Below are 23409 nucleotides of genomic sequence, written 5' to 3' on the forward strand. Positions count from 1 at the left end.
CAATTTCTTAAACAGCTGTTCCCGAGACCTCTTCTTTGATCCAGTCATAACCTTTTTCTTCCAATTCAAGCGCCAATTCTTTGGCACCTGATTTTACGATTCGCCCGTTGTATAATACGTGGACAAAATCGGGGACGATGTAGTCGAGCAACCGTTGGTAATGCGTAACCACAATGGTTGCATTCTCCTTGGTTTTGAGTTGATTCACTCCGTTTGCTACCACTTTGAGGGCATCTATATCCAGACCGGAATCAGTCTCGTCCAGAATAGAGAGGGATGGTTCTAATACAGCCATTTGAAAAATTTCGTTTTTCTTCTTTTCTCCTCCAGAAAAACCTTCATTCAACGCCCTGCTGAGCAGTTTTTGGTCAATTTCGACCAATTTCATTTTTTCCTTCATCAGTGTCAGGAATTTCACGGCGTCCAGCGGTTCCTGCCCCCGGTATTCACGCACCTGATTGACTGCGGTTCGGAGGAAGTTGGTGGAACTTACCCCAGGGATTTCCACTGGATACTGAAATGCTAGGAAAACTCCCTCCCTCGCCCGATCTTCAGGGCTGAGTTCCAGCAGGTCTTTCCCTTTGAAACTAACTTCTCCCTCGGTAACTTCGTATTCCTCCCTACCGGCCAATACCGAGGCAAGGGTGGATTTACCGGAACCATTTGGTCCCATAATGGCATGAACCTCTCCGGGTTTTATTTCCAGACTTATTCCCTTTAATATGGCTGTTCCCTCAATAGAGGCATGTAAATTTTTTATTGATAGCATGGTTTTTATGTTAATTATCCTACGCTTCCTTCCAATGTCAGCGCCAGGAGTTTTTGCGCTTCCACGGCAAACTCCATTGGTAATTGATTTAAAACTTCCTTCGCGTACCCGTTGACGATCAATGCCACGGCATCTTCCGAATCAATCCCCCGTTGGTTGCAATAGAAGATTTGATCCTCTCCGATTTTTGAAGTCGTTGCTTCGTGCTCTACTTTTGCTGTAGAATTGTGGATGTCAATATAGGGGAAGGTGTGGGCACCACATTTATCCCCCATAAGTAGGGAATCACATTGAGAGAAATTGCGCGAATTGGTAGCGCGCTTCATCACCTGTACCTGCCCTCGGTACGAGTTTTGCGAATGGCCAGCTGAAATGCCTTTTGACACGATTCGGGAGCGGGTATTTTTTCCAATATGGATCATTTTGGTCCCGGTATCCGCTTGCTGGTAATTGTTGGTGACAGCAACCGAATAAAATTCCCCAATGGAATGATCGCCTTTAAGTATGCAGGAAGGATACTTCCAGGTGACTGCCGAACCGGTTTCTACCTGCGTCCAGGAGATCTTGGAGTGATTGCCCGCACAGATTCCTCGCTTAGTCACGAAATTGTAAATTCCGCCCTTACCGTTTTTATCACCCGGATACCAGTTTTGAACCGTCGAGTATTTTACTTCAGCTTTCTCTGCCGCATAAATCTCTACTACCGCAGCATGCAACTGATTTTCATCTCGCTGCGGAGCGGTACACCCTTCCAGATAAGAGACGTAAGATTGGTCCTCAGCGATGATCAAGGTCCGCTCAAATTGACCAGTGTTGGCTGCATTGATTCGGAAATAGGTGGATAATTCCATGGGGCAACGTACGCCCTTCGGGATGTAACAAAAGGAGCCATCGGAAAAAACAGCCGAATTGAGCGCTGCAAAGTAGTTATCGGTAGCCGGAACGACCGAACCAAGGTATTTTTTCACCAATTCCGGATGCTCTTTTACTGCCTCACTAAAAGAACAAAAAATAACGCCAAGTTTAGACAGCGTATCCTTAAAGGTAGTACCCACGGACACAGAGTCAAGCACGGCATCTACGGCAATTCCCTGAAGTCGTTTCTGCTCGTTTAGCGAAATGCCTAGTCTATCGTATATCTTGAGCAACTCGGGGTCTACTTCGTCGATATTGGATGGCTTCTTTTTTTGCTTTGGCGCAGAATAATACCGCAGGGACTGGTAGTCGATTTTTGGGTACCGAACGTTTGGCCAGGTGGGTTCTTCCATCGTCTCCCAATGGCGATACGCCTTCAGCCGCCAGTCCAACATCCACTGCGGCTCTTCCTTTTTGGCAGAAATCCAGCGAATGATGTCTTCATTCAATCCAATAGGGGCTTCGTCTGCCTCGTAGTTAACCGACCAACCGTGTTCGTATTCCTTTGAGGTGAATTCTTCTAAAATTTCATTGTCCTTGCTCATAAAAAGAGTTATTTAGACTAATTATATTTTGATGCACAAATATACAACATTAATCTATTTTTTATTGTTCGAGCCGACTCCAAAATAAGAAAAAAAAGTCGATATTTTTAGGGTAAAGATTTGAATAAGAGTAAGTTAAAATTTTTAATTTCCCTCTCAATTGGATTTATCTCTGTTAAAAAAGCCATACCCATTATTGGAAAAACCAAATAAAAAATTTATTTAGATTTAATCTTAATAATTAACTAATGATTATTTTTTCCCTTCCAATAATTGGATCGGACGGTTGATACTTTCTTCCAAAACGATCAATGTTTCGGTACGGTCGATACCTTCTACTTTTTGTATTTTGTTCAGCACATCCCGTAGGTGGTTGGTGTCTTTGCAAATAATCTTGGCAAAGATGCTGTAGTTTCCCGTGGTGTAATAGGCATTGATTACTTCGGCAATTTCTTTGAGGCGTTCAATGACATTGTCGTACAGCGAGCTTTTTTCCAAATAAATGCCCAAAAAAGCAGAAATATCGTATCCGAGTTTGGAAAAGTCAATATTGAGCGTGGCGCTTTTCACTATTCCCATGTCCTCCAGCTTTCGCATGCGCACGTGCACCGTTCCCGAAGAAACAAACACTTTTTTGGCAATTTCCGTGTAAGGGGTTTTTGCGTCCTCGTTAAGTAATGAAATGATCTTTAGGTCTATATTGTCAATATCTAAAATTTTATCCATTTTTACGTCGGTTAATTGTTGATTTCAAAATAAAGATTAATCTAAATTAGTAAAATGTCAATGTTTTTCCCAGGTTTTTTGTTTTTTTGTACAAATACCAGAAATAAACGGTACCATCCGATTTTTTTATTCCTGGGGTTTGCGCGTAACATTCGCTCAAAGCGCATGTTTTTACCCACAACGGATTACCTTAGTCAGTTGTATTTCAGTGATTCAACGTAGGGCATGCGGATCAAAATACCATCCTGGCGCTTGCACCGTCATTGCTTCGCATCGATTGACGGAAAGAGTTTCTTTCCGTCGTTGGATTCAATGTTTGGACCAATACGGAACCGGCCTTCAGATGGGATCTGGGTGTCTTTTTGAGGAGTCCCGAATAATCAATTCCGATCGGAGGGTGATGGTATTTGTCTTTTGAAGAATTTCCTCGTGTTCGTCGTCCAGGTGGTTGATCAGGTTTTTCATCGCTACTTCGCCCATATGGTAACTCGGATAATTGACGGTACTCAGGTGGGGTTCCACCATGCGGGAGATCAGGTCGTTATTAAACCCTACGATGGCAATATCCTGGGGAACGCGAATACCTCTTTTTTTAAGTGCCATCAGGCAACTTGCTGCGCTGGTATCGTTGGATACCAATAACCCGTCGGGTCGGGGATGCATTTTTAAAATCTTTTTTACAATTCGTTCCCCTGCCTCTTCGTCCAGTTCAATGCTGATTACATTTTCCGAATTGAACACAAACCCGTGGTCCATAAGTGCATATTTGTATCCTTTCAGGCGGTCGGCATAGACGTTTATTTGTAGATTACCCAATGCGTGCACAATACGTTTGCAGCCCTGCTTGATAAGGTGTTCTGTCGCATCGTAAATTGCCTGTGTATTGTTGATCACCACCCCGGTACAATGATTGTTTTCCGGTGCCCGATCAAAGAACAAAACGGGGATTTCTTTTTTAAAAAACGGTTGAAAATGACCTATGTCGTCGGTTGTTCCGGCCTTGGAGACCAATAGCCCATCGACGCGGCTGTTGTACATGATTGCTGTGTTGGAAATTTCTTTATCGAGGGACTCCATTGATTGACTGATGATCAGGTTGTATCCAGATTGGGTTGCAATTTTTTCCATTCCGGCGAGAACAGATGACTGGAAGGGGCTGTTTAGTCTCGGCACAATCACGCCGATACTTTTGGATTTCCGTTTGCGTAGACTGGATGCGAAAATATTGGATTGATATCCCAGGGATTTCGCTGCATCCATTATTCTCTTTCGGGTAGTTTCGTGTACTCTTGGATGGTTACTTAGGGCCCTGCTCACGGTCGTAGGCGATAAGCCCACATTTGCAGCAATGTCGTAAATGGTGATTTCTTTTTTCATTTATTTGGTAATTCCCCAATGGTTGACGCCTAATAATAAATAAAATTTTAGATGGATGCAACCGATTTCAGACTAATAAAAATTTTGGAATACTCAGCTTATCCTTATTTATTTTTACTTTTTAGAATTTTATTAAATAATTTATCGATTTTTAGAATCAAATTCCGGTTAATTCCGGACCTGGTACCTGTCAACCTCAAGTTTGTTCGGTGCCCGTGCTGCTCCCAGTATCTGCACTCCCATTTGGCTAGTTAATCCATGGCTGTATTCCGGATAAATTTATATGAAATCGGTTGTATTGAAATAAATATATTAATATGTTTACGGTCGTTGGAAATTTTAAGACGACGTATACCAGCCGAATGATGAAAGTTAAAGCACTCGTTAGTTTTTTCCTAGGGTTTTCGTTACCATTTTGGGGCTTTTCACAAAAGATAGCAACCCTGGCAGTGGAATTGCCGGCTATCTCTAATTTTGCTCAGCCCACTTCGGTTAACCTGACTGGACTCACGGCGCTTCCCGACTCGGTGCTTCGATTGGTAGAAGTAACCGGAGGAGCCCTTACCGAGGTTCCCTTCCAGGTGGATCCAATGAATGACCGGACCCTCCATTGGCTGATCCCTCCGGCACAAGATAAAGGACTAGTCCGTACCTACGAACTGCATCAGTCCACACCGAAAAAAGACGTTGGGCCATTGCAGCTTGATCAGACGGACAAGGCGCTGATTGTACGGAAAAATGGAAAGGACCTCTGGCAGTACAATTTTGCCACGGTATACCCTCCGGAGGGAGTTGATTCGGCCTACGCCCGTAGTGGTTTTGTCCATCCCATGTGGTCTCCGGGCGGAAAGGCGTTGACCCGAATTCAGCCAGAAGACCATTACCATCATTACGGTCTATGGAATCCCTGGACCCGTGCTGTATTCAAAGGAGAAACAATCGATTTTTGGAACCTTGCGGAGAAGCAGGGTACCGTCCGCTTTGCCAATTTTGTAACCAGGTCCGAGGGTCCCGTTTTTGCCGGGTATCGGGTATTGCACGAGCACCTGGTGCTCCAAAACCGACCGACTCCGGAAGTAGCCATGACGGAAGTACAGGGTGCGCGAATTTTTGCGCTAGATGATAGCGAAACCTATTACCTGGCAGATATCAGCATACTTCTCAACCCAGCAGCGACGCCGGTAACCCTGAAAGAGTACCGCTACGGTAGTCTGGGGTGGAGGACGACCGAAAAATGGAACAACCAAAACAGTGAAGTGATCACCTCGGAAGGACTGAATCGAAAAACGGCCGACGGAAGTCTGGCGCGGTGGTGTATTGTTCAGGGAGAAATCGATGATGCCTATGCTTCTGTAGTGATGATGTCGTCCCCCGCCAATTACAACCATCCGGAGCCCCTGCGGATCTGGCCCGAAGACATGTACGGCAGGGGCGACATGTACGCCAATTTTGCCCCCACAAAAAATAGGGATTGGCACCTGGAACCCGGAAAAAGCTACGTGTTAAACTACCGATTTTTGGTTTCATCTAAGAAAATAAGTCCGGAAGAGGCAGAAGCAGCCTGGAAACAATTTGGGTTGCCTCCTAAAATCACGATCAAAAAGGAATAAACTCCTCTCCTCTCCGGGAGGCGTAGGCGTACCAACCAACTGCCCCTGAGATAGAAGAAAGATAAATCACGATACACATACCAATTAGAATAACCTAAACGCATGCTTCCATGAAAAAAGAAAACAAATCCGGTCTTTCGAGAAGGAATTTTATGAAATCGAGCACCAAAGGGGCGTTGGCAGCTTCTCTGGCAGTTACTGGTTTTCCGACCATCGTACCTGCTTCGGTTTTAGGAAAAAACGCACCGAGCAATAAGATAAATATAGGACAGGTAGGTTTTGGTCGGATTGCCATGACCCACGACTTGCCTGAAACCATGAAAAACGACATTGCCCGGGTGGTGGCAGTAGCAGACGTGGACCGCGACCGGGCGGCGCAGGGCAAGACCTGGGTAGAAAAATACTACGCTGATAAAACCGGCCAAAGCAATTATGTGGACGTGCAGGTGTTTGAAGACTACAAAGAGATGATCCGACACAAAGATGTGGATGCCGTGATCATCAGTACTCCGGATCACTGGCATGCACAACCTGCCATGGAGGCGGCGCTTGCCGGAAAGGACATTTACTTGCAAAAACCTACCTCGCTCACCATTGAGGAAGGACGCATGATGAGCGATACCATTCACCGAACCGGGGCGATTTTCCAGATAGGAAGTCAGCAGCGTTCTCTAAACCCATGGCCCCAATTCAAACGAGCTTGTGAACTGGTACGAAATGGTCGGATCGGGAAAGTGGAGCGAATTTTGATCGGATTGCCAGGCGACCCTGCCGGTGGAAATCCCCAGGAAATGCCTGTTCCCACTAACTTGAATTACGACATGTGGCTGGGGTCCACTCCCTGGGTACCCTATACATTGGATCGTGTCCATTCCCAAAGCGACCTTCGATCCAGACCAGGCTGGCTTCGCTGCGAGCAGTTTGGAGCCGGAATGATCACCGGCTGGGGAGCCCACCACCTCGATATTGCCCATTGGGCGATGGGTAAAGAGTATTCCGGACCCATTGAGCTGGAAGCGACAGCCGACTTTCCCACCGAAGGCTTGTGGACGGTTCATGGAGACTTCAACGTTACGGCCAAATACGACAACGACGTGATCATGGAAGTAAGCGGAGATTATCCAAACGGCGTGCGCTTTGAAGGCACCGAAGGCTGGATCTTTGTGGCCCGAGGCAATGTGGGCGTGACCGATAGTGATCCGGTTCCAGGCGGAAAGCCAAGCGAAGCCTTTAAAGCCAGCGACCAAAAAATTCTTACCTCGGTGATCGGTCCCGACGAAATCCACCTGTACGAAAGCGAAGAGCATCACAAAAACTGGTTGGATTGTATCGTTTCCCGGGAGCAGACCATCGCTCCGGTGGAAGTAGCGCACCGTTCTTGCAGTGCCTGCCTGCTATCACATATTGCCATGAAGTTGCCAAGAAAACTTTATTGGGATCCCATGAGAGAGCGTTTCAAAAACGACGACGAAGCCAACGCCATGCTCTCCCGTCCAAACAGATTTCCGTACGGAACCCAATACGTGCTTTAATTCACCTTATTTCAGATCGTTTTACGATAGCGTATGTCGATGATTCAAAGCTGGCGCTGGTTTGGTCCGAATGATCCCGTTTCCCTGCAGGATATTCGCCAGGCTGGCGCCACTGCGGTAATATCCGCTTTGCACCACATCCCCCACGGAGAAATCTGGCCCCTGGAGGAGATTCTTTCCCGAAAAAGAGTCATTGAAGATGCCGGGCTACGTTGGTTGGTGGTGGAGTCGGTCCCGGTTCACGAAGCCATTAAAACCCGGTCGGCAGCGTGCGAGAACTACCTGGAAAACTACCGGAAAACCCTAATTCACCTCGCACAGGCGGGGATAGGCCTGGTTTGCTACAATTTCATGCCGGTACTTGACTGGACCCGCACCAATCTCTCCATAAGCCTGCCTTCCGGGGCAAAAGCCCTTGGTTTCGATTGGACCGATCTGGCTGCATTTGACCTCTTTTCGCTCAAGCGGCCGGGTGCCAGTGCGGAGTATCCCGCTGAAATTAGCGAAAATGCGGGTTTGCGCTGGAGCGAAATGTCTGACGAAAGAAAGCAGGAACTATCCGATATCGTACTGATGGGGGTGCCTACCGAAAAAAGCATGACCCTGGAAACGCTTTCCGAAAGTATTTCCCGCTACCAAACCCTGGGAAAAGCCGGTCTCCGGGAAAATCTCGTCTACTTTCTGCGCAGTGTGCAGGCCACCTGCCAGCAACACGGCATTACCCTCACCATCCACCCGGATGACCCGCCCTATGCTATTCTGGGCTTGCCCCGAATTGCTTCCAATCTGGAGGATCTAACCTTCATCAGCGAATCGGTGCCCGAAGCATTTAATGGAATCTGCCTGTGTACCGGATCCCTGGGAGCTGGAAAAGAAAACAATGTTCCGGAGATCATCCGTGCGGTAGCCGATCGAATTCATTTTGTACACCTGCGTAACGTGCGAAAAGATGCTACGGGTAATTTTCACGAGTCCGATCACCTGGACGGTGACGTAGACATGTACGAGGTGGTGAAGCTCCTCGTGGAAATCAACCGGGGTAGAGGTACAGCCATTCCTTTTCGACCCGATCACGGGCACCAAATGCTGGACGATTTGCAAAAGAACACCATTCCCGGCTATTCAGGTATTGGCAGGTTGAAAGGATTGGCGGAGCTGAGAGGTCTGGAAATGGCCTTGGAACGATCCCTGCCTTAAATGGTCAGGCAAGCGTGCATCCGGGAATGATCTAGCGGATATGTTGTTTACGTAAATATATGTCCTGTATACCACCACTTTCCGGAATAAAAACGATCCTGGCTATTGCCTGGTTGTTGTCGACTACTTGTGGGCTGCACGCCCAGGTAATCGAACTACCCCAGCGCGGTTTTTGTGCCCATAGAGGGGCCATGGCTACCCACCCGGAAAATACCCTCCCGGCTTTTTTGGAGGCCATTCGGGTGGGTGCACACATGATAGAATTCGACGTTCTGTTTACCAAGGATTCGGCGCTGGTGTTGATGCACGATGCCGGGGTAGACCGTACCACAAATGGTTCGGGTGCCGTGGCGGACCTGACGCTGGCGGAATTGAAGCAATTGGATGCCGGCAGTTGGAAAGACGCTGCTTTTGCCGGAACCCAGATTCCTACATTAGAGGAAGCGCTGGAGGTCATGCCCCGGAATATTTGGTTGAACATCCACCTAAGAGGAGGAAAGGAGTTAGGCAAACGTGTTGCCCGACTACTTGAAGCGAAGGGGCGGGCGCATCAGGCTTTTCTGGCCGTACAGGAAGCGGCCCGCATCGGTGCCCGTACCGAATCCGAATCGGTCTTGGTTTGCAACATGGAGCGGCAAACCGGAGGAGCCGATTACGTGGCAGCCACGATAGCGATGGACGCCGATTTTATCCAACTACGAGGAGCGATACGTCCGGATTTTCGGGACTACGCTCGGGTATTACATGAAAAAGGCATTCGGGTTAATTATTTTGGGACAGACGATCCTGCCGTATTTCGGGTGCTATTTGCGCAGGGGATTGATTTTCCGCTGGTGAATGATATTGCTGCCGCCCAGAAGACAGCCGCTGACTTTGGCCTGCAACCGGTTCAGCCGGTGTATTAGATATCGCTGGAAGAAACGCTTTTTTTGGAGGGTTCATTTTTTGATTGGTAAAAAACTTCTAAATTGGTAGACTTTGTAACCAATGACCCAAACCAATATAACCGATAAAGCCCTCTGCGCGGCGTTGTGCCGCAACGATTTGAAGGCGTTCGACACCATTTACGAACGGTACTGGAGGCGGCTGTACCTCTATGCCTTTAAAATCTTCGAGGATCAGTTGGTGTGCGAGGATTTGGTACAGGAGGTTTTTGTGGACCTTTGGGAGCGTGGAAGGCATAAAAAGATCGAACATCTGGAGGGGTATTTATTTCGGGCGGTGAAGTTTCAGGTGCTGAACGTGATTCGAGACTTGAAAAAGACCAGCGATTTGGAAGCCGTTTTCGCTCATTTACCCGAACAGCTGGGAGCGGATCATTTACTGGAATTTGAGGAGGTAGACCGGATCGTAAGGCAAAGCGTGGGAGCTTTGCCGAATAAGTGTAAAGAGGTATTTCAACTCAGCAGGGAAGCCGATTTACCCAATTCAGAAATTGCCCGTCAGATGAATATTTCGGTACGTACGGTGGAGGCCCATTTGTACAAGGCCTTAAAATCCATCAAAAAAAATCTCGGCCAAATTTATTTTTGTTTGTCCTCATTCATCATCGTATCATTTTCATTTTTGTTCTGATTAAATCGATTATACCAACAAAATCGTCTTCAAATCGGGAAAAATGGCCTCTATTTTTGTTGGCTGGTAACATCTCTCTGCGATTTTTTATTGTTTGGACTAAGTAGTAATAGGCTGGTTGGGTACTGTCTATTAGATACCAACAAAAAATGAATAAACGAGCGTTTCTGCAGCTATTACAAAAAAGGGATACCGGGCGCTTATCTGCCCGTGAAAAATCCTTATTGCTTCAGGTTTTGGATCGGCTTCAACGCCGGGAGTTGTCCTGGGACCTGGACACGGAGGACGCAGCGGAGATTCAGCAACGGATCAAGGGTAAAATTGATCGGCGGATTCAGGCCTCCCCGAAGCGGAATTATTTTTTGCGCCCGCTGCAGTTGGCAGCATCCGTGGCTCTGCTTATTGGCCTGGTTTTCCTGGTTTACCAGGTGCTGCAAACACCGACGGAGGTGGTATGGGAAGAGCGAAGCACCAATGAGCGGCAAAAGGCAACGATTACCCTACCTGATGGCAGTCTGGCCTATTTGAATACAAATACCAGTCTTCGGTTTCCCCTGAAATTCGAACCGGGCCAAAGGCTGGTCGAATTGGATGGAGAAGCCTTTTTTGAGGTGGTAGCGGATAAAGCGGCAGTATTTGAGGTGCAAAGTCAGGGGGTGCGAACGAAGGTGTTGGGTACTAGTTTCAACGTGAAAGCACACCGGGAATCGGCGGTTAAGGTGGCCGTCCAACACGGAAGTGTGGCCGTGTACCAGCAGGGCATGGAAAAAGAAACCCGGGTGAACCTGCAACCCAACCAAATGGCGACGGTATTTCCGGACCGCAGGGAGATCCGGGTAGAGGCGGTAGATCCGGAAGGGTTTTTGGCCTGGAAAGCGCAGTCCGTGTCCTTTGACCTGGCCACCTTTGAAGAGGTTATTCACCGTCTAGCAGCGATTTACAACTATTCGATCGAGATAGAAGGAGAGGGGTTGGATCGCTGCCAAATAAAAGCTACCTACACCAATGGCAACCTATATGCCGTATTGCACGGCTTGAAGAACCTGGTAGATTTTGATATCAAAAAAACGGGTGAGCGGAAAGTAACCCTGTATTTCAACCGATGTATTGACTAATAAACGGGCCTATGGAAATCAATTAACTAACACACGATTGCTAAAAAAAAGAATCCGGAACTGCTGCAACAGTCCCGGATCGGATTTGGTGGCAAACCACCCATGTTTAACAATAAACGTTTAAAATTATGAAAAATAATTTACTAAGGCTAATTGTGCTTTATTCCAAACAAACCCTAAAGTACTTTTTGCTTCAATTACTTGTGATGCAGGTAATTATCGCAGCCCCTGGATCCAGCCAGAGCATGGAGGATTACCAGGTAAATGTGCAGGCCAGGAACCAGAAACTGGTCACGGTTCTGGCAGAACTGGAGCGGCAAACCGATTTTGTTTTTGCCTACAACCAGGAAGTGGCCAACGACAGAACCCGAATCACGCTGGCACTCAGCTCCGATTTAAAAACCGTTCTCAAACGAATCACCGAACAAGTCAATTACGATTTCAAGCGGGTTAACGAAAATATATATGTGGTAAAGAGTGAGGTTGGGCTGGTATCAACACTGGCCCCCCAAATGCGGGTGGATAACAGAAACTGGCTGGATGTCGAAATATCCGGAACGGTGACTGACGAGAACGGCGACCCCATTCCCGGCGCAACGATCTCCATTCCGGGTACATCAGTGGGAACAGTTACCGACCTGGATGGAAATTACCGATTAAATGTTCCTGAGGGAGCGACGGTCGTGTTTTCTTATATTGGGTACGAATCGAAGCGCATTGAGGTTGGCGACCAAAGTATACTAAATGTAATCCTACAAGAGGATGTGTCATCGCTCGACGAGGTGGTGGTTTTGGGCTATGGTTCCGTACAGAAATCGGACCTAACCGGGTCGGTTTCAAAAATTGATGCAAAAGAACTTGCCAATTTTCCCGCACCAAGGGTTGACCAATTGCTTCAGGGCAGGGCTGCGGGTGTCAATGTGACGTCGGTGAGTGGCAGTCCCGGTGCACGGGCTTCCATACGAATTCGGGGTGGTAATTCCGTTCAGGGGGACAATGAGCCCCTTTACGTAATAGACGGGTTTATTGCAGGCACTAATTTCAACTTGAATAACATCAACGTAAACGACATCGAGTCCATTGATATTTTGAAGGATGGATCTGCGATATCACTATATGGTACCCGAGGGGCTAATGGAGTCATCCTAATTTCTACCAAAAGTGGAAAGGGCGTTTCCGGAGGAAAACCTTCGGTATCTCTGAACGCCTACACCGGATTTCAAAATCTAGCCAGAAAAATTGATTTTTTGGACGGACCCGAACGCGCGGCATATGGATTTGAATACGCGGAGTTTAGTGGCGAAGCCAATCCGTTTGTGGACGAGAGCTTAATTGGAAACACCGATTGGCAAGAACAGATTACCAGAACGGCTCCCATAAATAACCTGGACTTATCGGTTAGGGGAAGTACGGAGCGGGTAAACTATTACATCTCCGGAAATTACATGAACCAACGAGGCATTATCAGGGAATCGGGTATAGAGCGATACAGCTTCCGGGCGAATCTCGATTTTAAGCTCACGGATAAGCTAACCTTGGGGACTCGAATAAATACGTCCTTCGTAAAAAATGACAACGATTTGGTTAGCCTTTGGAATGCCAGAAGGGCGCTGACGACATTTCCGGTTTTCCAGGAAGACGGATCGCTTTGGGACGAAGATTACGTGCAGGGAGGCCCTTTTGATAATCCGGAGGCATTGCTTCAGATGCAGCACAACCAAACGTTTACCAATAATTTACTCGGAAATTTTTACATTGAGTACAAACCAATTGAGTCAATTACCCTTCGGTCTACGATTGGGCCACAATTAAATTGGCGGAAACAAAATGTTTTTCAATCGGGAAGTTTGCCTTCCAGGGCAGCAGCCCAGCGAGGTGGATTTGCAAGGATTACCAGCAATTTTAATAATCAGATTCTTCAAGAGAACACCATCTCGTTTGATAAAGAGATCCTACCTAATCACAAAGTCAGTATTTTGGGCGGATTTACCTGGCAAACGTCCCAAACGGAAGGTTTTGCTGCACAAACGGATGGATTACCCAATGATGGCGTATCTTTTGATGTGCTTCAATTGGGGGATCCGGAGACCTTTAGGATTACCTCAAGTTATAACGACCCATTTCAAATCGTATCCTGGATCGGAAGAGTAAACTACTCCATATCCGATAAATACCTATTCACGTTGGCAGGAAGGACAGATGGGTCTTCGCGATTTTCCGGTGCAAACAATCAATATGCGTTTTTCCCTTCCGGGGCCTTTGCCTGGAGGATCGGTGACGAAGAGTTTATCAAAAATCTAGACGTATTTGATGAGTTAAAATTAAGGACAAGTTTTGGTCGTTCCGGGAGTCAGGCCATTGATTCTTACAGTACCCTCGCCGTTTTGAATCCAGGCACGGTGATATTCAATGGATCGCAGGCCATCGGTGTTCGGCGCGATCGACCTGCAAATCCCGATTTGCGTTGGGAAACCACTTCCCAGTTTGATATCGGATTGGAAGCAGGCTTCTTTGATAACCGGCTTTCCATGGAGGTAGACTATTACTATAAAAAAACCGTTGATCTCCTGCTAAATCGGGAAATCCCCAGACAAACTGGTTTTAGCCAACGCCTCGAAAATATCGGCTCGCTGCAAAATCAGGGCATTGAATTGATGATTCGCTCTGTAAATGTCGATAGGAATGACTTTAAGTGGTCTTCAAGCCTCACGGTATCTGGAAATAGAAGTCGGGTTCTGGATTTAGGTGGCGTAAATGAGATCAATATCCATTTCCTGGATCAGGGTGGGCAGGCGGCTAAATTGGTCGTAGGCGAACCCGTCGGTGTATTCTCAGGTCTGGAATACCTCGGCACCTGGCAAAGTCAGGAGGAGCTGGACCAATTTAGGTATAGTGGCCTACGTGCGGTGGTCGGCGGTCCACGATTCAAGGATACGAATGGAGACGGCATGATCAGTTTTAACGATGATTTTGAGATCATAGGAAATCCCGAACCCATACTATTCGGTGGTATTAATAATAGCATACAATGGAGGAATTTTTCGTTAGATGTATTCTTTCAGGGAACCTTCGGAAATGACGTCTACAATGAATTCGCGCAGCGTGGATTCTTTGGCAGAAGTGACCAAAACATTTACGGAATGGCCAGAGATCGCTGGACGGAATCCGATCCACACCCCTATATTCCTAGAGCCGGTGGTACTGTAAGTATTTCCGATATACCATCCAACAGCGAGTTGGTAGAAGATGGGTCACACCTTCGGTTGAGAAATGTCATGTTGAACTACAACGTACCACTTCGAAATAACAAGTTGTTTAACAGCCTTAGTGTGTATGCAAGTGGGGCAAATCTCTTTTTGATTTCCAATTTCAGGGGATACGACCCGGAAGCGACCCGAATTGGTCCCGAATCGGGGAATACCTACGGCAGCGTGGTTCGGGGAATCATTCGTGCAGAATATCCGAACGCCAGAACCGTAACCCTGGGAATAAATGCCAACTTTTAAACCTTCACGCCATGAAAATTCTAAAAACTAATTATATACTGATTGTGCTTTGTCTGGTGTTTGCTACCAGCTGTGAAAGCTTTCTGGAAGAAGAAGTTCGGGGAATCATTGACCCCAGTACGTTTTATCAATCCGATGAGGAGGCCGTTCTTGCTGTAAACGGAATTTACCTGAATTTACGGCAAAATGGTTTCTATGGCAATTGGCAAGGCGTTCACACCTTCACCCAGCTGGGGGCGGATGAATTGGAATCAAGCCGGCAATTTGGCGGCAATGAGCCCATGCAGAATTATACGTTGACCCAAAGCAACTACTCGAATGCCCGGCAGTTGTGGCAATTGATATACCGGATGATTGGCGATGCCAATTCGGTGATTACGAATGTTGAAAACAGCCCAAATATTAGTGAAGCCGTTAAAAAACAATCGATCGGAGAGGCCATTTATTTGCGGAGTTTTGGCTATTACCACCTCAGTAACCTATGGGGAGACGTACCTTACTACGACGAAGAAATACCCATTGCCGACGCTGCTTCATTGGGGCGAATGCCCGTTAATGAAGTTCGGAATAACCTGGTCCGTGATTTAAAACGGATCGAAACAGATAATCTATTGCCTGATTCCTATACCGGAAGTGATTTGGGAAGACCTACGGTTTGGGCGGCAAAAACGTTACTTGCAAAGATTTATTTGTGGCAACAAGACTGGACCAATACGAGGACTGAATGCTTGTCGATCATCAACGAGTCTCCACACGGCCTGCTGCCAGGCTTCGGTGACGTTTTTGATGTCAATAATCCATTTAACGAGGAAGTAATCTGGGCCATTGATTTTCAAAAAGATGTTCCTGGCAATGCGCAGGACCGTACCGACGGATTCAACCCAAGATTGAGGGATGAGCCAAAGGATCCGGCTGACAGAGGCCCACTGTCACAGGCCCTGGCGGCAAGAAACGAAGAATTTAATGGATATGGCTTGACCGTGCCTATTCTGAGTTTTATTGATGAATTCCCTGAAAATGATTTAAGGCGTCCGTACAATGTATTAAGCCATTATTTGGGGTTTGAATTAACCTTCCAATACCTGACTAAATTCACTAACTTTGATTTTGTTAATTCTCCTCGTGGCAACCACGGAGAGGCCACCTTAATATTTAGGTTAGCAGATGTCTACCTAATGTTGGCAGAAGCCGAAAATGAGCTGAATGGCCCCGGTGATGCTTACCAGTACATCAATGCTGTCCGGGAAAGAGCCTATGAACCGGACCAGCCGTATGCAGGAATGAACCAATCCGAATTGCGTACGGCCATACAAGTGGAGAGGAGATGGGAGTTGGCAGGTGAGGGGCATCGCAGGTACGATTTGATTCGCTGGGGGATTTTGCTGGAAACGGTGAAAAATGCGGAGTACCGCACCTACGATCCGGGTAGCAATATCCAACCCCATCACATCCGATTGCCGATTCCGGAAGAAGAAATTATTCTAAACCCGAATCTGTTGGACGCAGATCCTTCCAACAATGGATACGCAAATTAACCAGTAATTTACAGCACATGCATAGGTGGTTTCGTAAAAGTATCTCAGTTCTTGCCCTCATTAGCCTCCTTTTTTCTTGCCTGGAAAAAAGGAGTCCCAACATTGTCCTAATCAACGTGGACGATCTGGGATGGAAAGACCTGGGCTTTATGGGAAGCGCCTATTACGAAACCCCAAATCTGGATGCATTGGCAGGGCAAGGCATGGTTTTTTACCATGCCTATGCCGCCGCTGCCAATTGTGCACCCAGTAGGGCCTGCATGATGAGCGGTAGGAATACACCCAGCCACGGGGTCTATACGGTGGACAATTCGGAAAGGGGCCATCCAAAAACCCGCCAACTTATCCCAACCCCCAACCGGCATTTTCTGCCCGATTCGATCTATACCCTGGCGATGATGCTACGGGATCATGGGTATGTAAACGGTACTTTTGGGAAGTGGCACATCAACGAAGATCCGCTGCAGGCGGGTTTTCACGTAAACGTGGGCGGCAGCCATCGGGGCAATCCCGGGAGCGGCGGGTATGTTAGTCCCTACAAGATCGATTTTATCGAAAACGGGCCGGAAGGAGAATACCTGACCGACCGCCTGACTGACGAAGCCATACGCTTTGTTAAGGCAAACAAAGAAAGCCCCTTTTTTCTGTACCTGCCGTTTTATTCGGTACATACGCCCATCATGGGAAAGCAGGAACTGATCGCAGCCTTTGCCGATAAGCCCGGAACCAACGGCCAGGACCGGGCTGATTATGCAGCCATGGTGGCCTCGGTGGATCAGAATGTGGGGAGATTGCTGGCGGTTTTGGACGAACTCAAGCTGGCAGACAATACGCTGGTGATTTTCACATCCGATAACGGAGGCATCCGGGATATTTCCTACCAGTCGCCCCTGCGCGCAGGAAAGGGTTCCTACTACGAGGGCGGTATCCGTGTTCCGTTGGTCATCCGCTGGCCTGGCAAGGTGCAGGCGGGAAGCAAGACGGATGTTCCGGTGACGAACATGGACATTTATCCCACCCTAAAAAACATCATCGGAGCTAAAATACCAGACCATAGACAGTTGGAGGGTAGGGACCTTGCGCCCCTTTTTCGCAACCAACCGCTGGAGGAGCGAGCGCTGTTTTGGCACTTTCCCATCTACCTTCAGGCGTACAATCCCAGAGAAGACGGCGGAAAGGATCCCCTGTTCCGAACACGACCCGGGTCTGTCATTCGGAAGGGAAAATGGAAGTTGCACCACTATTTTGAACAAAATGACTACGAACTCTACGATCTGGAAAAAGATCCGGGGGAAACAACGAACCTGGCGGAAAGTCAACCAGCAATCCGGGATCGAATGATTCAATTGCTCGATGATTGGCGGGAGCAGGTCAACGCACCCGTTCCGGATCAGGCAAATCCACGTTACGATAAGGAATTTGAAACCAACCTAATAAAATCAAAATTGGATGAAGATTAAATGGATTGTATGTTCAGCGCTGACACTGTTGTCCCTGTTTCAGCCAAACCGCATTTTTGGGTTTAGTCCGGCAGATAAAAAGCCCAACATTATTTTTATCCTTACCGATGATTTGGGATACGGTGACCTGGGCGTCTTGTTTCAGAATCAACGAAAAGCCGAAGGGAAACCGTATCACCAAACTCCAAACCTGGATAAGATGGCGCAAGAGGGAATGATACTGAGCCGGCATTACGTGCCCGCGCCGGTATGTGCGCCCTCCCGGGCAACGCTATTGCTCGGCTTGCATCAAGGGCATGCCGCTATTAGAAATAACCAATTTGATAAAGCACTCCCCGCCAACCACAACCTCGCCACCGTCCTAAAAGAGGCCGGTTACGCAACTGCATTGATTGGTAAGTACGGACTTCAGGGGCAGGAGGGAGAAAGTCCTTCGAGCTGGGAAGCGTATCCTACGAAGCGTGGATTTGACTATTTCTTCGGATATGTTCGTCACCGTGACGGCCACAATCACTATCCGGCACACGATGTGGCAAGTCGCGGGCCCATGGAGCTCTACGATGGCAACCGGGAGATATCTGCTGCGCTGGCAGGCTGTTATACCACCGATTTGTTTACCGCACGGGCAAAGAAATACATTCAAGACCATAAAACTGGCAATCCGGAACAACCGTTTTTTATGTACCTGGCCTACGACACGCCCCATGCAGGTCTGGAAATACCCAGCATGCCCTATCCTTCCGGGGGAGGTACTAGCGGCGGCGTGCAGTATCTGGGAGAAAAAGGCAATTTTATCAATACAGCCAACGGAGAAATAAACAGCTTTATCCATCCCGAGTACCGCAAGGAAGAATGGCCGGAAGTGCAGCGACGCTTTGCCAGCATGGTTCGGCGCATTGACGACGCAGTAGGCGATCTGATTCACTTATTGCAAGACCTGAATATCGACGAGGAAACACTGATCGTCTTTACCTCGGATAACGGTCCGCACCTGGAATCCTACGGATACGGGGACTATGCGCCTACCTTTTTCGAAAGTTATGGGGAAATGGACGGTACCAAACGGGATACCTGGGAAGGAGGAATTCGGGTTCCGGCACTTGTGCGCTGGCCGGGAAGCATACAGGCTGGCTCCAGAAATGATTCCCCGTCCGGTTTCCATGATTGGTTGCCCACCTTTGCCGAGTTAAGTGGGTTGCCCGCTCCGGCGAATACAGATGGGCGTTCGCTTTGGCCCATACTCTCCGGAAAGGAAACGGTGCATCCGGGCAAGGTGTACATCGAATACCAGGTCAATAACGCTACGTCTGATTATGCTTCGTTTCTTGAATCCCGGCGTGGGCAAAAGCGGGGAGAGATGCAGGTACTCTACCTGAACGGATACAAAGGCATCCGATACACTATTTTATCACATCAAGATGATTTCAGCATTTTTGATACCCAAACCGATCCTGGAGAAAGCAACGACCTCGCCGGAACGAACGACGAGTATGTTGCACTTCAACAAGAAATGAAAAATAGCGTGTTGCGCTGGCGAAGGGCGAATAGCTCCGCCGAACGCCCCTACGACAAGGAACCGGTTCCTGCATTGGACCTAAATGCGATTCCAGCTAGAGGGGTTCAGGTTGCCAGCTACGTAGGGGACTTCCCCTGGGTGCCGTTGATTAATACAGAAAATGAAATGCCAAAGGAGCTTGTCCTTTTGTCGCGCTTGCAGGACCATGTACCGAAAAAGGGAGCTGACGTACTGGTTTTCCAGGGGCTGCTAAAAGTTGAGCGAACCGGCACCTATGACATTAGCTTCCAAACCAACGGCGGACTGGTCATGCACGTTCACGAGGCCCTGGTGATTGATAATGACAACCCAAACCTGGCAACAGAATCCGGTAGTTCCCAGTTACTTTTGGAAGAAGGGTATCACCCAATCAAATGGGTGACCAAAAAGCCCAAGGATGCTGAAAACCTAACCCTCGAGCTGAAATGGTCTGGACCGGGTATTCAAGGCGAGCCTTTGCCCTTGTATCAACCAACTCTCCGCCACTAGTATGCGTAATCTTTTATCTATATGGGTACCGTATCCGCTGCTGTTTTCTGGGTTTACCCTTCTGGCGTTAGCCCTTTCCTGCCAGCAAAAGGCAGATCCTTTGAAGGCAAGGCCAAACATCATCTACATCATGGCAGATGATTTGGGATACGGAGATGTGGGCTTCAATGGTCAAGAACACATACAAACGCCACGCATCGATCAGTTGGCATCCGAAGGAATGGTTTTCACCCAACATTATGCGGGATCAACGGTCTGCGGTCCCTCGCGGTCCGTCCTGTTAACCGGGCAGCATACGGGTAGAACGCGGGTAAGAGGCAACCCTACCTGGACCCGGAGCGGGCAACCCGTAGACTTGCTACCTCAGGACGTGACGGTAGCCGAAGAACTGAAACGAGCCGGCTATGTCAATGGCATCGTCGGAAAATGGGGTATGGATGAAACGTTTACCACAGCACATCCCCTGGACCAGGGATTTGACTATTTTTATGGGTATAGAACCCATGTGGAGGCTCACCACTATTATCCGGAATTTTTGTGGCGCAATAAGGAGAAAGTATTGCTAGAAGGGAATGTGCCGAATCAAAAAATAGGGGCGTATTCCCACGACCTGATTACCGAAGAATCCCTGAAGTTCATCGAAGCCAACCAGGACACCTCCTTCTTTCTGATGCTGTCCTATACCCTGCCTCATTACGAACTGACCGTGCCCGAAGATTCTAAAAAACCCTATCTGAATAGGGATTGGCCAAAAAGGGAAATGAAACCCGGCCATTATTACCACGACGAAGCGGGGAATGTGACCTACGCGGGAATGGTTTCCAGACTAGACCGCGATGTGGGACGGGTAATGGATTTGCTGGATGAATTGGAGCTGGCGGAAAACACCCTGGTGATTTTTACCAGTGATAACGGGCCCGTTTATGACAATGGTTTTTTTAAAAGCAATGGAGGCTTGCGCGGTATGAAAAGGGATTTGTACGAAGGTGGCATTCGGGTTCCCTTCGTTGCCCGATGGAAGGACACCATACGGGCAGGTTCCGTATCCAACCACGTTTCCGCATTTTGGGATTTTCTTCCCACTGCATGCGAATTGGCAGGGTTGGAACCGGAGGCACCTACCACCGGACTATCCTATTTACCCAGCCTGCTGGGTGATACGGACAACCAATCGGAACACGAATACCTTTACTGGGAATTCAACGAAGCGAAAGGTCCCATGCAGGCCGTACGAAGCGGTGCCTGGAAAGTGGTGAAACAGTTTCAGAAACCGCCAGAGTTGTACCATTTGGAAAGCGACCCCCGAGAAACCCGAAATTTGGTCCAAGAAAAACCGGAAGTTTTGAGACGCTTAAATGAAATGCTGCAAACTGCCCGGACGCCCCACGAAGAATTCCCTCTGGAAAGAATCGACCGAAATAAGTAGCGAATGACTGGGTGCTTCCGGGAGTTCCTGGCTAAATTTTGAGGGTTTAATTCCGGATTAGTTTGATATCTTTCCTAAAAAAATGGTTAAATTGATGCGTAATTTTCATAGAACCAAAACAAAATAACGATCGTTGAATGCAAATGCAGTTAAACATACAACCGGCACTGCTGCTCACCCTGCAGCTGAGTTTTCTCCTTTCTTTTTCGGCTTTCGCCCAATCGGAAAAACCCAATATCATCTATATATTATCCGATGATCAGTCCTGGACGGATTACGGGTTTATGGGGCACCCTCATATCGAGACTCCAAACATCGACCAATTGGCTGCGGATGGGCTTACCTTTACCAGAGGCTATGTGACAGCGCCGCTTTGCAGCCCTTCGCTGGCATCCATTATTACCGGCTTGTATCCCTACCAGCACGGGATTACCGGAAATGATCCCGAATTCACCTTCGAGAAACCCCGCTACCAGACCGACTGGCAGGAGGCCCGCTCGCGGCTTTACAAGGACTACCTGGAGGAGTTTCAAAAACATCCAACCGTACCGCAGTTATTACAAAAATTGGGTTACGTGTCGTTTCAGTCTGGTAAATGGTGGGGTGGCCACTGGAAAGAAGGTGGATTTACCGATGGCATGACCCACGGCGATCCTACCCGGGGCGGTAGGCATGGAGACGAAGGACTGAAAATTGGAAGGGAAGGGATGGAGCCCATTTTTGAATTTATGGATAAGGCCATTGCAGACAACGATCCGTTCTTTGTCTGGTATGCGCCTTTTCTGCCCCATTCGCCACATACCCCACCAGATTCGCTGCTAAACAAGTACCTACCGAAAGCGCCGACGAAGGCAGTTGCCGCTTATTGGGCCATGTGCGAATGGCTGGATATTACCGTAGGACAGCTACTCGATAAGGTGGAACAGGAAGGTCTAACGGAAAATACCCTGGTGGTGTTTGTTACCGATAATGGTTGGATTCAGGACCCGGAGCGGCCTAACCGATACGCACCCGGTTCCAAACAAGATCCCCAGGACATGGGTATTCGCACGCCTATCATTTATAAATGGCCGGGGAAAATAACGCCACGTATGGAAACCGAGCACCTGACAAGCAGCATCGATATGGTCCCGACCACGCTTGCAGCGGTGGGCATGGACCCCCTTCCGGAGATGCAAGGCATCAACGTTATGGACCGAAAAGCACTGGCCCGTCGCAAGCGGATTTACAGCATGGACTTCTCGCACGATATGGTGGCGGTGGATCAACCGGAAAAAACCCTGGAAAGTCGCATGATTATCAGCGGTACCTGGAAGCTAATTGCTCCCGGCCCGGCAAACACCAATACGAGTGAAATACAGCTCTATGATATTCTACAGGATCCAATGGAACAACAGAATCTGGCCGAAGCAAACCCAAAAGTGGTCAAACAGCTGCTGGCCAGCCTGGATGGTTGGTGGCCCGGGGACGGTAGGTGAAAATACGCAAGTCAACAAACAACTGATTTTACCATAGCAAGCGGGGCAATGATCCCCGCTTTTTTTTTGGATGGGTTTTTGCAGGAGTATCTGGTAAAAAACAACTAAAATTATGAAAAGGCTTAGCAAAATTTGCAATTACCTCTCGGTTACTTTCTTTTTATACCTGCTTCAATTTCGTTACGCTTTGGGCCAGGCAGACGAAGCGTATGCAGACGAATATCCGTTAAACCCTTCCCGTTTTTGGGTGGTTATCGCCATGATTATCTCATTTGTTGTGATTGGGGTGGCGGTTAAATTGCTCTACCGACCCCGGAAAAAGCAAAATCCCTGAAAGCCGTTGACCGAAAAAAAACGGTCGGTCGGGGCATCCATGTGCAGACTAAAGGGAGGCCTACTTTTTTAAAGATAAAATTGGGACTGCTCCCGCTCGTTAGTACTTCCATCACCGGTGCGTTGCCGGCAATACGGTACAAACGAAGGGGAGAACCCACTCGGATTTAGATCCTGCTGCAAACGGCAGGAGCCCTACTAACAATTGAAGGAATAGAAACGCTTTCTTCCCCACTTATTGGCGCTGTACACCATTAATAGAATAA

General features: G+C 48.1%; 17 protein-coding genes. 13 read left to right on the forward strand and 4 right to left on the reverse strand.

Annotated elements, in window-relative coordinates; translation table 11 throughout:
- Nucleotides 1-7: 7 nt before the first annotated feature.
- From sufC to BMW71_RS01855, 4 genes are all read right to left on the reverse strand, one after another.
- A complete protein-coding gene (gene sufC / locus BMW71_RS01840; protein WP_092168664.1) occupies nucleotides 8-769 on the reverse strand; it encodes a Fe-S cluster assembly ATPase SufC in 762 nt (253 codons plus the stop codon).
- Nucleotides 770-783: 14 nt separating this feature from the next.
- Nucleotides 784-2229 carry a Fe-S cluster assembly protein SufB gene (gene sufB, locus BMW71_RS01845; RefSeq protein ID WP_092168668.1) on the reverse strand — a complete coding sequence of 482 codons (1446 nt, stop codon included), beginning with the start codon at nucleotides 2227-2229 and terminating at the stop codon, nucleotides 784-786.
- Between the two features lie 252 nt (nucleotides 2230-2481).
- Nucleotides 2482-2955 carry an Lrp/AsnC ligand binding domain-containing protein gene (locus tag BMW71_RS01850; protein ID WP_092168671.1) on the reverse strand — a complete coding sequence of 158 codons (474 nt, stop codon included), beginning with the start codon at nucleotides 2953-2955 and terminating at the stop codon, nucleotides 2482-2484.
- Nucleotides 2956-3294: 339 nt separating this feature from the next.
- On the reverse strand, nucleotides 3295-4332 hold the full coding sequence (locus BMW71_RS01855) for a LacI family DNA-binding transcriptional regulator (RefSeq protein ID WP_092168674.1): 1038 nt from the start codon (nucleotides 4330-4332) through the stop codon (nucleotides 3295-3297).
- A gap of 362 nt (nucleotides 4333-4694) precedes the next feature.
- On the opposite strand from BMW71_RS01855, the gene BMW71_RS01860 reads away from it, so the two are divergent.
- The 13 genes from BMW71_RS01860 (at nucleotide 4695) to BMW71_RS01920 (ending at nucleotide 23144) form a co-directional block, all read left to right on the forward strand.
- The gene (locus BMW71_RS01860) at nucleotides 4695-5942 is read left to right on the forward strand and encodes a DUF6807 domain-containing protein (protein WP_244891044.1); all 1248 of its coding nucleotides are present in this window, start codon (nucleotides 4695-4697) and stop codon (nucleotides 5940-5942) included.
- Between the two features lie 110 nt (nucleotides 5943-6052).
- On the forward strand, nucleotides 6053-7474 hold the full coding sequence (locus BMW71_RS01865) for a Gfo/Idh/MocA family protein (RefSeq protein ID WP_092168677.1): 1422 nt from the start codon (nucleotides 6053-6055) through the stop codon (nucleotides 7472-7474).
- 33 nt (nucleotides 7475-7507) lie between these two features.
- Nucleotides 7508-8671: a mannonate dehydratase gene (gene uxuA / locus BMW71_RS01870; protein ID WP_092168679.1), complete on the forward strand. Its 1164-nt coding sequence runs from the start codon at nucleotides 7508-7510 to the stop codon at nucleotides 8669-8671.
- Nucleotides 8672-8730: 59 nt separating this feature from the next.
- The gene (locus BMW71_RS01875; RefSeq protein ID WP_092168682.1) at nucleotides 8731-9576 is read left to right on the forward strand and encodes a glycerophosphodiester phosphodiesterase; all 846 of its coding nucleotides are present in this window, start codon (nucleotides 8731-8733) and stop codon (nucleotides 9574-9576) included.
- 82 nt (nucleotides 9577-9658) lie between these two features.
- A complete protein-coding gene (locus BMW71_RS01880) occupies nucleotides 9659-10246 on the forward strand; it encodes an RNA polymerase sigma-70 factor (protein WP_092168685.1) in 588 nt (195 codons plus the stop codon).
- A 149-nt stretch (nucleotides 10247-10395) separates the two neighbouring features.
- Nucleotides 10396-11361, forward strand: coding sequence for a FecR family protein (locus tag BMW71_RS01885; protein ID WP_092168688.1), 966 nt, complete (start codon nucleotides 10396-10398; stop codon nucleotides 11359-11361).
- A 128-nt stretch (nucleotides 11362-11489) separates the two neighbouring features.
- Nucleotides 11490-14867: a SusC/RagA family TonB-linked outer membrane protein gene (locus tag BMW71_RS01890; protein WP_092168691.1), complete on the forward strand. Its 3378-nt coding sequence runs from the start codon at nucleotides 11490-11492 to the stop codon at nucleotides 14865-14867.
- A gap of 11 nt (nucleotides 14868-14878) precedes the next feature.
- Complete coding sequence (locus BMW71_RS01895; protein WP_092168694.1) at nucleotides 14879-16402, forward strand: RagB/SusD family nutrient uptake outer membrane protein; 1524 nt, start codon at nucleotides 14879-14881, stop codon at nucleotides 16400-16402.
- A 17-nt stretch (nucleotides 16403-16419) separates the two neighbouring features.
- Nucleotides 16420-17862, forward strand: a complete 1443-nt coding sequence (locus tag BMW71_RS01900; RefSeq protein ID WP_092168697.1) for a sulfatase — start codon at nucleotides 16420-16422, stop codon at nucleotides 17860-17862.
- Nucleotides 17852-19906: a sulfatase-like hydrolase/transferase gene (locus tag BMW71_RS01905; RefSeq protein WP_092168699.1), complete on the forward strand. Its 2055-nt coding sequence runs from the start codon at nucleotides 17852-17854 to the stop codon at nucleotides 19904-19906. The genes BMW71_RS01900 and BMW71_RS01905 overlap by 11 nt, the downstream gene beginning before the upstream one ends.
- Nucleotide 19907: 1 nt before the next feature.
- Nucleotides 19908-21332 (forward strand): arylsulfatase, encoded by a 1425-nt coding sequence (locus tag BMW71_RS01910; protein WP_092168702.1) that lies wholly within the window; start codon nucleotides 19908-19910, stop codon nucleotides 21330-21332.
- Nucleotides 21333-21475: 143 nt separating this feature from the next.
- Nucleotides 21476-22810, forward strand: a complete 1335-nt coding sequence (locus tag BMW71_RS01915; RefSeq protein ID WP_244891045.1) for a sulfatase family protein — start codon at nucleotides 21476-21478, stop codon at nucleotides 22808-22810.
- A gap of 112 nt (nucleotides 22811-22922) precedes the next feature.
- Nucleotides 22923-23144, forward strand: coding sequence for a hypothetical protein (locus BMW71_RS01920; RefSeq protein WP_092168707.1), 222 nt, complete (start codon nucleotides 22923-22925; stop codon nucleotides 23142-23144).
- Nucleotides 23145-23409: the final 265 nt, after the last annotated feature.

It is taken from the genome of Cyclobacterium xiamenense (assembly GCF_900109255.1).
Lineage (GTDB): Bacteria > Bacteroidota > Bacteroidia > Cytophagales > Cyclobacteriaceae > Cyclobacterium > Cyclobacterium xiamenense.

Coding starts and splice junctions, on each gene's coding strand:
- BMW71_RS01920 (WP_092168707.1), top strand. CDS start 22,923: ATGAAAAGGCTTAGCAAAATTTGCAATTACCTCTCGGTTACTTTCTTT.
- BMW71_RS01890 (WP_092168691.1), top strand. CDS start 11,490: ATGAAAAATAATTTACTAAGGCTAATTGTGCTTTATTCCAAACAAACC.
- uxuA (WP_092168679.1), top strand. CDS start 7,508: ATGTCGATGATTCAAAGCTGGCGCTGGTTTGGTCCGAATGATCCCGTT.
- BMW71_RS01885 (WP_092168688.1), top strand. CDS start 10,396: ATGAATAAACGAGCGTTTCTGCAGCTATTACAAAAAAGGGATACCGGG.
- BMW71_RS01860 (WP_244891044.1), top strand. CDS start 4,695: ATGATGAAAGTTAAAGCACTCGTTAGTTTTTTCCTAGGGTTTTCGTTA.
- sufC (WP_092168664.1), bottom strand. CDS start 769: ATGCTATCAATAAAAAATTTACATGCCTCTATTGAGGGAACAGCCATA.
- BMW71_RS01915 (WP_244891045.1), top strand. CDS start 21,476: ATGCAGTTAAACATACAACCGGCACTGCTGCTCACCCTGCAGCTGAGT.
- BMW71_RS01900 (WP_092168697.1), top strand. CDS start 16,420: ATGCATAGGTGGTTTCGTAAAAGTATCTCAGTTCTTGCCCTCATTAGC.
- BMW71_RS01905 (WP_092168699.1), top strand. CDS start 17,852: ATGAAGATTAAATGGATTGTATGTTCAGCGCTGACACTGTTGTCCCTG.
- BMW71_RS01910 (WP_092168702.1), top strand. CDS start 19,908: ATGCGTAATCTTTTATCTATATGGGTACCGTATCCGCTGCTGTTTTCT.
- BMW71_RS01855 (WP_092168674.1), bottom strand. CDS start 4,332: ATGAAAAAAGAAATCACCATTTACGACATTGCTGCAAATGTGGGCTTA.
- BMW71_RS01850 (WP_092168671.1), bottom strand. CDS start 2,955: ATGGATAAAATTTTAGATATTGACAATATAGACCTAAAGATCATTTCA.
- BMW71_RS01895 (WP_092168694.1), top strand. CDS start 14,879: ATGAAAATTCTAAAAACTAATTATATACTGATTGTGCTTTGTCTGGTG.
- BMW71_RS01875 (WP_092168682.1), top strand. CDS start 8,731: ATGTCCTGTATACCACCACTTTCCGGAATAAAAACGATCCTGGCTATT.
- sufB (WP_092168668.1), bottom strand. CDS start 2,229: ATGAGCAAGGACAATGAAATTTTAGAAGAATTCACCTCAAAGGAATAC.
- BMW71_RS01865 (WP_092168677.1), top strand. CDS start 6,053: ATGAAAAAAGAAAACAAATCCGGTCTTTCGAGAAGGAATTTTATGAAA.
- BMW71_RS01880 (WP_092168685.1), top strand. CDS start 9,659: ATGACCCAAACCAATATAACCGATAAAGCCCTCTGCGCGGCGTTGTGC.